Source organism: Dolichospermum sp. UHCC 0315A (assembly GCF_008121535.1).
Lineage (GTDB): Bacteria > Cyanobacteriota > Cyanobacteriia > Cyanobacteriales > Nostocaceae > Dolichospermum > Dolichospermum lemmermannii.
In genome coordinates, this window is the sequence record NZ_CP043056.1 from 601,466 (window position 1) to 614,425 (window position 12,960).

9 protein-coding genes are annotated in these 12,960 nt (G+C 35.8%); 7 read left to right on the plus strand and 2 right to left on the minus strand.

Annotated elements, in window-relative coordinates; all coding sequences use genetic code 11:
* The first annotated feature begins 1,577 nt into the window (after nucleotides 1-1,577).
* From BMF77_RS02830 to arfB, 7 genes are all read left to right on the plus strand, one after another.
* Entirely contained in the window at nucleotides 1,578-1,961 is a 384-nt protein-coding gene (locus BMF77_RS02830; protein WP_148760478.1) for a HetP family heterocyst commitment protein, read from the plus strand.
* Between the two features lie 1,424 nt (nucleotides 1,962-3,385).
* Entirely contained in the window at nucleotides 3,386-3,982 is a 597-nt protein-coding gene (locus BMF77_RS02835; RefSeq protein ID WP_148760480.1) for a helix-turn-helix domain-containing protein, read from the plus strand.
* 21 nt (nucleotides 3,983-4,003) lie between these two features.
* A complete protein-coding gene (locus BMF77_RS02840; protein WP_148760483.1) occupies nucleotides 4,004-6,724 on the plus strand; it encodes a peptidase domain-containing ABC transporter in 2,721 nt (906 codons plus the stop codon).
* Between the two features lie 70 nt (nucleotides 6,725-6,794).
* A complete protein-coding gene (locus tag BMF77_RS02845) occupies nucleotides 6,795-8,333 on the plus strand; it encodes an HlyD family efflux transporter periplasmic adaptor subunit (protein ID WP_148760485.1) in 1,539 nt (512 codons plus the stop codon).
* Nucleotides 8,334-8,473: 140 nt separating this feature from the next.
* A complete protein-coding gene (locus tag BMF77_RS02850; protein ID WP_148760487.1) occupies nucleotides 8,474-8,743 on the plus strand; it encodes a hypothetical protein in 270 nt (89 codons plus the stop codon).
* A 74-nt stretch (nucleotides 8,744-8,817) separates the two neighbouring features.
* On the plus strand, nucleotides 8,818-9,069 hold the full coding sequence (locus BMF77_RS02855) for a hypothetical protein (RefSeq protein WP_148760489.1): 252 nt from the start codon (nucleotides 8,818-8,820) through the stop codon (nucleotides 9,067-9,069).
* 311 nt (nucleotides 9,070-9,380) lie between these two features.
* Nucleotides 9,381-9,794 carry an alternative ribosome rescue aminoacyl-tRNA hydrolase ArfB gene (arfB, locus tag BMF77_RS02860; RefSeq protein ID WP_148760491.1) on the plus strand — a complete coding sequence of 138 codons (414 nt, stop codon included), beginning with the start codon at nucleotides 9,381-9,383 and terminating at the stop codon, nucleotides 9,792-9,794.
* A 132-nt stretch (nucleotides 9,795-9,926) separates the two neighbouring features.
* Here arfB and uvrB read toward each other — a convergent pair whose 3' ends face one another.
* The gene (gene uvrB, locus BMF77_RS02865; RefSeq protein WP_148760493.1) at nucleotides 9,927-11,924 is read right to left on the minus strand and encodes an excinuclease ABC subunit UvrB; all 1,998 of its coding nucleotides are present in this window, start codon (nucleotides 11,922-11,924) and stop codon (nucleotides 9,927-9,929) included.
* A gap of 246 nt (nucleotides 11,925-12,170) precedes the next feature.
* Complete coding sequence (locus tag BMF77_RS02870; protein ID WP_148760495.1) at nucleotides 12,171-12,734, minus strand: Uma2 family endonuclease; 564 nt, start codon at nucleotides 12,732-12,734, stop codon at nucleotides 12,171-12,173.
* Nucleotides 12,735-12,960: the final 226 nt, after the last annotated feature.

Sequence of the window (12,960 nt, forward strand, 5' to 3'; positions counted from 1 at the left end):
CAACTACCGGATAAATTTCTGGGCAAGTTATTGAGAAAATCTCAGTTAATAATTCGCTCTCAAAGCTGAATAGTAGCGCTTGAGACCCGGAAATTTGAGCAAATTTGATTTGTTAAGAATTACTTAGCCATACGGACTTGATCTTTATTTTCTACCTAAGTATCGGCTTTGACAAGAATAATCTGCGGCAATTGACCATAAATAATGATGGTTCTTCTTACCGAATCAGTTTAATGAATATTACTGTAATCTTACTTATATTAATAAATTGCATACATATAATTACCAACCTAGTTATTTAATTAAATGCTAATTTTCCCTAATAAACAAATAGCTTTTACTAAACAAATAAGATAATAGTGAAAGGTTCATGGTGATCCAGTTTTTGCTGTCCAGATATAGCTACAGGTATTTTTTTATATAAAAGCAAACATATTGGTAATTTAGATTAATATCGAAACCCAGAGTATTAACAATAAACAATACTGTTAATTATGGAATTATTTTGTAATTGATATTTATTTTTATTGTCGTCAGAATTTTAGGACTTAAAGCTTTAGAGTGCCTACAAAGCAATGATTCTCATTAAAGTAATTATTATATAAAAATTAAATTTGTGGTAATTAAAGTTCATTTGTTTTTGAGCTATAGTTGCGACGACTATCTATATGCTACGGAGCATAGACAAAGGTGATTCGTAGTTTTTTTGCTTTGTATAACGATGATAACATCTGCCATTGAGATTAAAGTGGGGGGTAACACCCCTCATTTTTTGCCAACTGGGGACAAAAATCAAACTTGCACAAGACATAAGTAAATATCTAGATAAGTTCAGTAAATTTAACTTAAATCTTGCCACCTTGGCAGATGACATTAGCGACAAAAAATAGTATAAATAAAAATGTGGCTTTTGAAATTGAGAAATCAATGGTTTTCCTGATTCCATTCAGTAATTGTGAGCTTTTACAGCAAAAGCACCACAATTAATGGTAAGAAGTTATACAGCAGTAACTAGGGAGAAGCAGAAAATTTCCACTTGGAAATTTCAAGAGGACATAATTGCATCTACGAAAAGCTACGCCAAACTCAATTCCTCCAGGTAGAAACCACAGAAAAGGTAAATTTTTACCTTTGATTCATTGGTAAGTATAAATCTACAGCCCAGACACAATTAATACATATTATTTCTGTGATCTATAGATATTACTAAATGAAAACTGTAAGACTGCCCAGAAAATCAGGGTATACACGGCAAGGCACAGCAGTACACAGACTTGATTAAAAATAGTCAGGTTTTCAATCACAGGTCAGGTTATGGAAAAAATCATCAGGTCAAATGCGCGTTTTAGCTTAGTTAAATGGGTAATCGTAGAGATCCAGTTTTCTGATTCCCATTCCCGTCAGGTATCAATATTCGCAAGTACCGGACTTTTATCGAAAGTTGTTACTTTTCTCAACATCTGCCACCAATTGATTACCTATAGGTTCCGGTTGTTCCCGCAACAGCAATTTGGCTGAAGACCATCGCATTTGCTCCCAACTGGACTAATTTACTCAATTCAAAGATAACTAAGATTATGAATCAAGATATTGCTGGCAGTGGTAACAACTTAGAACCAAAAATCCATCCTGAACAGTTAGACCAAGTAGTCGAAGCGATTTTGGCAGGTAAGTATTCTTGGGCTTGTGTTTTAATGTTGCGGTTTGTGGGCTATAATCCCATGCACTATATTCCTTATCGCACTTATAACCGCATATTGAAAGAAAACGCTCGCATGAGTCGCTTGAATACACAAAATAATGAAACTCTCAAAATTGCTAAACCACCCACAGAGAAAAGATCCGAAGGCAATCTGGCATCTAACTGTTTAAGCAAGATTAAGGATTTAGCTTATATGGAAGTTGGCGGCAAGCATCATGCTGAAGCACGCGCCAATGGTCGGGGAAAAAAGTCGGCATAGTTGCTGATTATATCGTAATTGCTTGTTACTCAGTATGATGCTCAATGTGAGTAACTGCAATTACTGAATCCTTTGTAAAGTTCTGCCACAATGGCAAATATACACTGGTAACATCTTATAAATTAGAAATAGCAACCTAAATAAAGGTTCATAGCAGACAAATTGCATTTTTCCCAAAAAACTGTTTGTGTCTGTACATGAAACATATAGGCTGATTGCTTTTGCATTCAGTTTTTCATTAATTAAATTCTCCATCAAGACTGATGAACCATGACTAAAGGTGGTTATTTTTCCTCAGAAGCTTGAGCAGTTTTCAATTAGGGTGGTGGGTTGCCCTAATTAAATTCAGATGGCTAGATAACTTTTTCTAGCAAATTTCCTGTGACTAAGGTTTGGCTAACTTTGGTAATCAAGGTAGATGAGGAAACGGAAGGTCATGGTGAAATCATACTCTTATTTGCAAATTTTTACTGTTATGTCAACTGGCAATTGATATAACTGCAATTAGAAGTTGTAATAATTTTACAGCTTCTTTTTCATGGATATAAAATTCTACAATAGGATTTACTAGAAATTACTAACCATATTTATAAGTAGGTGAACACAATAAAACCAAACTGTGTAAAGAAATGTAAAATCGCTGAAAACTTCTTTACTCTTGCCTCTGGTTACTGAGCGAAGTCGAAGTATTGCCTCTTGCCTAGTGCTATGACGACAATTTTCAACGCCAACCTACTTATCAGCTTTAAGTTGATATAAATTTTATATGAAGAAATGATGAAGTTTAGATGAAGATTTTATTTTTTATATAAATTTTAGAAGAAGATATAGCAGAATTTAAAGATAACAATCAAAGCTTCATCACTTTTTTATCTAAACTGAATGGCTCAGTCTTAGCTATCGAGTAGACGATTTCATATTTAAGAACGTCTGCTGATGAGAGTTTTCTCATTTTAGGCTAGTGTAAGAGATAGATTACATCCTTATGAGCTTATCTATTTTGGGGCTGCAATTTTTAGCACAATTGTTCCATAATTATTGGGTAATTAGAACTGCATGAACTTAAATATTTGAGGATTGATTAACTTCAATACCAGTGTTTACAAATATCTGGAAATCTAAATTAGAGATAGTATCATGCGCTAGGTAAATTTTGAGAATGATTAACTAATGCAGATAAATTTGGTATGAGAAAGCGAATTTTTTGGACTTTATTTATGGGTGTTTTACCAGACAGTGCTGTTTATTGAGGGACATAACAGCTATGCCTGCTGCATAGATATTGAGAATCACATAAATACTCATGAAACATCCTCCAAATTAAATACTGAATATCTGTGAAATTTCTGGCATCTGTCTTTGAGCAATCGATGTAACAGATAAATTTGCCCAAATTTGAAAGTAGAAGGCAACTGGTAAGAATTATGTCATCTTATTCTCATCAAAATCGGGTTATTGATATTTACGATGGTTATGAAAGTAAGTTTTTAACGCCTTTTCAGCGAAAGACATTGCTAAAAAATTTACAAAGCAATTCACAACCAGAATATCGGCGACGAATTGAGATTATGTTGTTAGCAGATATGGGCAAATCGCAAACTCATATTTGTGACATGATTGGTTGTTCTCAGGAGATGGCTAGGTATTGGATAGGTACTGCTGAGGCGGGGATGGCTCACAAATGGAATCAGCGCCCATTGGGTAGACCAAAGATTGTTAATCATCAATATATTGAAAGATTGAAGGAATTAGTCAATTCTAGTCCCCGTGAATATGGCTATGCTTTTGGTGATTGGACGGCGCAATGGTTGAGTAAACATTTAGCGAAAGAGTTGGGAATTCAAATTAGCGATCGCCACATTAATCGCCTCCTTAAACAAATGGGACTTTCTACTAAACATAAAAGTTCCCCATTGATAACTACTGAAAATCAGGATTTAGCAATTAAAATTAGTGATTTGCATTCTCCGCCTGAACCTAGTTTTCATTGGTCATTGAATCTCATGCAGACCAATAAATAATAGTGTTTTGGAGGTTAGGAAATGCTATCAGCGTTTTCTCAGGAACAGTTAGTTACACACATTAGGCAAGTCTTGGGTGATGGCTTATCAGATCAAGCAGTTATAGATTGTACCAAGGCTTTAGAAATTATTGAACCACCAGTAGCAAAGCAATTTTGGCAAGCGACAACAGCAAAGCCGGGAATTTATGTTGTGCTGACTGGTAAGGTGAGATTACTTGATAGCTCGAACAATTTAATTAATACTCTCACTTCAGGGTCATCATTTGGGGAGTTAACTTTATTTCCAGAACAAGATTTTAGCAGTTATGTGGCTAGAGCTTCTATAAATTTAAAGGTTGCCTATCTTCCCCAAGCAATATTAACTAAGGTAATGGGAGAGTTTCCTAGTGTTTATCATCTTTTGTTGAATAAGGCAGAGCTAATTAACACTGCGAATTCTTCAGAAATCCCGCTGATTGAAGCCCCAAGAACTGTAAATAGTGCCAATTTACCTCAACCAATAATTCCCACACCAACACAAGTAAAAAAACGCCCTCAATACTTTCCTATTCCTACTGTAGTTGTTGGTAATTGGTGGCGTAAATTTACTAAACGCTATCCATTTTTTGAACAACAAAGTGCTGCTGATTGTGGTGCTGCTTGCTTAGTTATGGTTGGCCGTTATTGGGGAAAAAACCTGAGTATCAACCGGCTGCGGGATCTGGCTAATGTTAGCCGGAGTGGTGCATCCATGCGAAGTTTGAGTGCAGCAGCAGAAAGCCTTGGTTTTGCTACCCGTCCGGTGAAAGCCAGTTTAGATAAATTTGCCCAACAGTCTTTACCAGCGATCGCTCATTGGCAAGGTAGACATTACATTGTTGTCTATGAAATTACCAAAAAACAGGTAATTGTTGCTGATCCCGCTATTGGCCAACGTCAGCTTACTATTAAGGAATTTCTTGCAGGTTGGACTGGTTACGCTTTACTGTTACAGCCTACAACTTCACTCAAAAAAACGCAAGAAGCTAACACGCCATTTTGGCAGTTATTTGATTTAGTTAAACCGCATTTTCAGGTTCTCTTAGAAGTATTTATTGCTTCGGTATTAATTCAGGTATTTGGATTAATCACACCTTTATTTACTCAGCTTTTATTAGATAGAGTCATTGTTCAAGGTAGCATCTTAACCTTAAATACTGTCGGGTTTGGATTGTTAGTTTTTGGGTTGTTTCGGGTTGCCATTAATGGGTTAAGACAATATTTACTAGATCACACCGCTAATCGCATTAGTGTGGCTTTAATGGTGGGATTTATTAAGCATACATTTGGCTTACCTCTGTCATTTTTTGAGTCTCGTTATGTGGGAGATATTGTCTCTCGTGTTCAGGAAAATCAAAAAATTCAACGGTTTCTGACGGGTGAAGCTCTATCTATTGGCTTGGATTTATTAACAGTTTTTGTTTATGTGGGATTAATGTTTTGGTACAGTCCACCAATGGCATTAATGACATTGGCAATTGTGCCACCCTTTGTGTTATTAACATTCTTTGCCACACCATTTTTGCGGCGGATTAGTCGAGAGGTATTCACAGCAGGAACTTTGGAAAATAGTTATTTGATTCAAAGCTTGACGGGAATTTCTTCGATTCGCTCAATGGCTATTGAACAAACAGTTCGTTGGCATTGGGAAGAGTTGCTAAACAATTTAATCAAAAAGAACTTTAGTGGTCAAGTAATTAGTAATCAACTGCAATTAATTAGCTCTACTATTCAATCTTTAGCAAGTACAGGGTTGCTCTGGTTTGGCGCTTGGTTAGTCATTCAAAATCAACTTACTATTGGTCAGTTAGTTGCTTTTAATATGTTACTGGGTAATATTATTCAGCCTTTCCAACGATTAATTATTTTGTGGAATCAGTTACAAGAGGTAATTGTCGCTACAGAACGAATTAATGATGTACTGGAAGCACAACTAGAGGAAGATTTAGAACATAACCCTCGACAATTTTTACCGAGATTAATCGGGAGAATCCGTTTTCATAATGTTACCTTTCGCTATCATCCCGAAAGTGAGATTAATATTTTAGAAAATCTCAGTTTTGAAATTTTACCTGAGCAAACTGTAGCAGTTGTTGGGCGCAGTGGTTCTGGAAAAACAACACTTTCTAAGTTAATTTTGGGTTTATATCTAGCGACAGATGGAAGAGTTTTAATTGACAATCAAGATGTTACTAGTATTTCCTTACATTCTTTGCGATCGCAAATAGGAGTTGTTGATCAAGATACCTTTTTATTTGGCGGAACAATTCGGGAAAATATCACAATTGCCCATCCAGAAGCCTCTTTAGAAGAGATTGTGGAAGCTGCCCAACTTGCAGGTGCAGATGAGTTTATCAAAAGGATGCCAATGGGTTATGAAACCCAAATTGGTGAAGGAGGCGGAATGTTATCTGGAGGTCAACGTCAACGGTTAGCAATTGCCCGGGCTTTACTGGGAAATCCGCGACTTTTAATATTAGATGAAGCTACAAGTCACCTGGATGCTGAATCTGAACGGATTATTCAGAACAACCTCAAAAAAATTCTCCAAGGACGTACAAGTGTAATTATTGCTCACCGTCTTTCTACAGTTCGTCATGCTGATCTAATTTTAGTTTTAGATCGTGGTGTTTTAGTAGAAAGCGGTACACATGAAGAATTAATTACCAAAAAAGGACATTATTTCTATCTCAATCAACAACAATTAGCACAAACAAATTAATTGTTTAATAACCAGATCCCCGACTTATTGAAGAAGTTGGGGATCTATAACCAGAATTCTAAAATTATTTATGCCACAGTCAGTTTACACACAACCAACAACTACCATAAAGCCGCAGAATCAAACTGAATCTACTGCTTTTATCCAAAATCAACCTCAGACTCAGACATTAAATAAAGCCCAAGATTGGTTTTATGGTACAGAAGAATTATTAGATGCTTTACCAAAAGTATGGACTCGTTCCATGTTGTATTTATTAGTCAGTTTTGCCGCAATTATTTTACCTTGGGCAATGTTAACTAAAGTTGATGAAACAGGAAGTGCTAGTGGCAGAATAGAACCCAAAGGGGCAACACAAAAATTAGATAGTGCGGTAACTGGTAGTGTAGTTGCTGTTAATGTTAAAGAAGGTGCAATCGTTAAAGCTGGACAGGTATTGGTAGAAATGCAATCTGATGTTTTACAAACAGAAATACAACAAATAAAAGATAAATTAGAGGGGTTGAAAAATCGACAATCTCAACTGGAAATACTGAAAAATCAAGTCTTCATGGCAATTAATATTCAACGTCAGCAAAATCAATCTCAATCATTAGAAAAACTTGCTCAACTTAATCAAGCCCAACAAACATTTGAGACTAAAAAAAGTGCCTATAATTTCCAGAATTTGGAGAAATTAGCCCAAATTGATCAGGTAAAACAGAATATACGATCTACTCAAACTAACTATAGATTAGCTACAAGTCGGTTACGTCGAGATGTTGCTGAAGTTGAACGTTATCGGCTATTGTTAAAGCAAGGAATAATTTCTCAAACTAAAGTAGTAGAATTGGAAAAAATTGCCGAAGAAAGTCAACGTTCACAAGAAGAAGCAAAATTTAATCTGCAAACAGCACAGTTACGACTAAAAGAAGAAGTCAGCCGTTATCAGTCACTAATGAATCAAGTTCGCTCAGATATTGAACAGGCAAAACTACGTTTACAAGAAGAAGAAAATAGTTATAAAAGTTCTATGCAAGGAGGAGAATTAGTTTTATTAAAAAGTCAGGAACAGTTTAAAGACATCCAAAATCAAATAATTTCTCTTCAATCAGAAATGATGCAAACAAAAGGACAGCTTGCATCTTTAAATTTACAACTAAAACAGCGAATTGTCCGCTCTCCTATTGATGGAATAATTTTTGAATTACCTATTAAAAAACCTGGTTCTGTGGTACAATTAGGACAAATGATTGCTCAAATTGCTCCCGAAAATACCGCTTTGATTTTGAAAGCCCGTATGCCCAGTCAACATAGTGGTTTTGTCAAGGTAGGAATGCCAGTAAAAATTAAATTTGATGCTTATCCTTTCCAAGAATATGGAATTGTATCAGGACAGATTAGTTGGATTTCACCTAACTCTAAAATTCAAGAAAATAGTTCTAACCGAATAGAAACTTATGAATTAGATATCGCTTTAGAAAATCCTTATATTCAAGTTGGTAGCAAACAGATTCCTCTCACCCCTGGACAAACAGCAAGTGCCGAAGTAATCATTCGTCAACGTCGAGTTATTGACTTTATTTTAGATCCATTTAAGAAGTTACAGAAAAATGGTTTAGAGCTTTAAATAAGGTATTATACTCAAGACATAATTCAATAAATTATGTCTTTTTTAATAGACGTTAATATGCAACTTTTTGATTATTCCTAAAAGAAAAATGTCAGAATTAAGTAGTTAAATGAATTAATGATTTTGAGGACACGATAATGGAGAAAATAGTAATTAATGACTTGTATCCTAGTCATTTAGTGACCTTTATTGATGATTTAAAAATATCAAAATTAGGTATTTTATTAGGGGGAGGTTTTTGGGGGGGATATCCCAATTTAGGGCTAAGTCCTAATGTTTTTATAACCACCGTTTATGATGGACTAAACAGCATATCAACAACTTATGAAGGAGCCGGTAACTTTCATGATAATAAATTTAATACGGTAGATTATGGTCGGACAGTTAATGCTTGGGTAAATCGTTAATTATTTCAGCATATTCAAGGGCAATTTTGTCAAGTTTACCAGAACTATTCACTGTTTGATGAGGCAATAAGATCATGGCTACAATCATAATTTCTGACTTACAGGAAAAGACATTTTTGGATGACTTAAATTCAGAGCAAATACAGCAAATTTTAGGTACTGGTATTTTACCCTTACCTTTCTTGGGTGGACGTGATGTTGCTTTAACCACTGTTTATGATGGTATAAATACCCTGGAAACAGCATATCGTGGTCCATTTAGTTTCTACGATAATAAGATTTTTACTCTTGATCTTGCCAGAAGTGCTGTTTATTTAGTATTGTGAATAATTTTTAGTGGTTATTTTTTTCTTCCTTACACCCTTTTTAAAGCTTACCTAGTGGTCTGTCAAATTTATTTTGACGGGTAATGATCGGAAAAAACTTCTGTTTTTCTCTCCCCTACTCCCCCTTCCCCCTGCCCCTCTTCTCCCCCTGCTTGCCTTTACCCGTCATTTTTGGATTGACAGACTACTACGAGGAAGTAAAAACTTCCTCTTTTTTGTTGTTCCTGTTCATAGCTGATAATTGTTTACAGTTATATGAAAATTGCTGTATATTAGGATCTAGTATTATAGATATGAATTACTGCATATAAATGATAGAAATTTCCCAGACAGTAATTATTCCTGATAGCGATATTGAAATTAGTGCAATTCGTTCTCAGGGTGCAGGTGGTCAAAATGTTAATAAGGTGGCTACTGCTATTCATTTGCGCTTTGATATTGGTGCTTCTTCCTTACCAGAAGTCTATAAGGAACGGCTTTTGAAGCTGAAGGATAACCGCATTACTATTGAGGGAGTTGTGGTGATTAAAGCGCAGGAATACCGCAGTCAAGAACAAAATAAGGAGGAGGCTTGCCGACGACTTCAAGAACTGATTAAAAGTGTGTCTGTTTTACCTCGAAAACGCAAACGAACTAAACCAAGTCGCAATTCTCAAAGAAAACGTCTTGATAGTAAAAATAAGCGCGGACAAATTAAGTTGACTAGAGGAAAAATTACAGAATAATCACGATGCTACTACTGTGATGATAATATATAGCAATCCTAATAAAATACAAACATCTCCTTTCTCTCTTTCTCTGTGTTCTCTGTGCCTCTGTGGTTCGTTGAAAAAAATCTTGTACATAAATGCTATATATTAACGTCCCAACATTTTATCTCGAAGATGCTTAATGCGATCGCGCAATTTTCCAGCTTCTTCAAATTCCATCTTCTTCGCTGCTTCCTTCATCTGTTTTTCTAAAATTGTAATTAACTCTGGAATATCTTCCACCGATAATTCATCTAAATGTTCATCAACCATTTTTAAATCAGTGGCATTTAAACGACGAGAAGCATCTAAAAAAGATAAAATTGAATTAGTTTGTTTTTTAATAATCGGTTGCGGCGTAATTCCATGCAGTTTATTATAAGCCGTTTGAATTCCTCTTCTTCTATCAGTTTCATCAATGGCTTTAATCATACTTCCTGTTAATTTGTCAGCATATAAAATTGCCTTTCCTCTAATATGACGCGCAGCCCGGCCGATAGTTTGAATTAACGAACGTTCAGTCCGCAAAAATCCTTCCTTATCTGCGTCCATAATTGCAACTAACGAAACTTCAGGTAAATCCAAACCTTCCCGCAATAAATTTACACCGACTAACACATCAAAAACACCATTTCGCAAATCTTGTAAAATCTCAATCCGTTGAATGGAATTGATTTCTGAATGTAAATATCTGATTTTAATTCCCCTCTCTGCTAAATATTCAGTCAAATCTTCTGCCATGCGTTTAGTTAATGTAGTAATTAACGTTCTTTCTTGACGGTCAACTCGATCTTTTATTTCTCCTAATAAATCATCAATTTGTCCTTCCGTGGGACGCACAAATATTTCTGGGTCAATTACTCCCGTCGGTCTAATTACTTGTTCAATAATATTCTCTTCCGAAATTTCCAATTCCCAATTTCCTGGAGTTGCAGAAACGAAAATACATTGATTGACTTTTTGCCAAAATTCTTCCGCTTGCAAAGGACGATTATCCGCCACACTAGGAAGTCGAAAACCATGATCTATTAATACTTTTTTTCTCGCTTGATCTCCATTATACATTCCGCGAATTTGGGGAACAGTAACATGAGATTCATCTATCACTAATAACCAATCTTTGGGAAAATAATCAATTAAACATTCTGGTGGTTCTCCCGCTTGTCTTCCGGCTAAATGACGGGAATAATTTTCTACGCCGTTACAATATCCCACTTCTCTTAACATTTCCAAATCATAACGGGTGCGTTGATCAATGCGTTGTGCTTCCACTAATTTCCCCATTGATTCTAATGTTAATTGTTGCTGTTTTAATTCGGTGGCTATATCTTCACAAGCTATTTCTACTCTTTCTTTAGGAGTAACAAAGTGACGCGCAGGGTAGATATTTACTGCTTCTAAACTGTGGAGAATTTCCCCACTCACAGGATCTACATATCTAATTGCATCAATTTCATCACCAAAAAATTCCACTCTAATAATTCTATCTTCGTAAGCAGGAGAAATTTCTAAAACATCACCCCGAACTCGAAATTTTCCTCTCCCCATTTCTATGTCATTGCGAGTATATTGAACTGCTGTTAAATCCCGTAAAACTTGACGCGGATCAATTTCCATTCCCAATTGTAATCGAATTGCGGCTTTCAGGTATTCCGCCGGCATTCCTAAACCGTAAATACAACTAATTGAAGCCACAACAATCACATCTTTGCGTTCAAATAAGGAACGGGTGGCGGAATGTCGTAACATATCTATTTCTTCATTTATCGCTGATGTTTTTTCTATATAAGTATCAGTAACAGGTAGATATGCTTCGGGTTGATAGTAATCGTAATAACTGACAAAATACTCAACTGCATTATGAGGAAAAAACTCCCGCAGTTCGTTACACAACTGGGCGGCTAATGTCTTATTATGGGCTAATACTAGGGTAGGTCTACCGACTTTTTCAATGACTGCGGCTATGGAGAATGTCTTACCGGTTCCTGTTGCACCCAGTAATGTTTGATAATGATTTCCTGTTTGAATACTAGCAGAAAGTTGTGCGATCGCTTGTGGTTGATCACCGGTGGGGACAAAAGGTGCTTGCAGATTAAAATCCATTATCTAGCTTCAACGTTACACCTAGCAATTCTACACAATTTCTCAGTTTTACGTTGGGCGCGAAATTTTTTTTTCGGGGTTTGGCTTGCAACATCGCCGGCGATGTGCTATATTAATATAATGGAGTGGTGATAAAATTTTTATTGAGGCACGCATTCCCATTATCAGAATATCACCCCTAGCGCGGCAAGTCAACCCCCAAAGCCTGAATTTATTTTTGCCGGCTCAAAAAAGCCGCACCCAATTGATTTATTGTGAAAATCCTTGTAGTAATCGTTGAATAGAAATTTTAATTTCTGGAAATGCTAATGGAGATATTTCACCGCAAGTAAAGGTTAATTCTCTAGAATAATTACCATTTATTGGTTCTCTAAACACTTTTAATTGTTGATTTTTTAAGTCTACTACCCAATACTCATTAATTAATGCAGCAGCATAGGTTTTGCGTTTTATCTCTAAATCTTTACTTAAAGTAGTTTTAGAATATTCGATTAACCAAAATATATTTTCAGGATAAGGATGATGACTGCGATAAATAGCCCGCAGTGGTTCAACTATTGCTAAATCTGGTGCTGGTTCTGAATTGCTACTAGGTATTGTAATCGGTTTTGCATCTCTTACCAGTGCTTTTGAACCGAGTAATTCCCGCAAATATTCAGCAGAATCAGTATTAATTTGCGCGTGTTCTGGTCCTTCTGGTGCCATGTTGATAATTTCTCCATTTAGTAGTTCAACTTGACGACCAGCTAAAAGGCCAATTTCAATCATACGATGATAGTCGTCTAAACTCCATTTAGCAATAGTAACTGTCATAGTTAGTTTTTCTAAAGCTAGGGTACAATTTTCATTTTAACTTGAATTTGATATAGCAGGGAACAGACTTGAAAGTCTTTTAGTTTATAGATTTTCTGGTCAATTGTCTATCTCATCCAAGTATATACCGCCATAATAGTCGGTTTTAACCGACTTGAGCTATTAGACAGGGAATTTATTCCCTGGCTTCTGGCTTCTGGCTGCGTTAAAATTTGTAATGAACCAA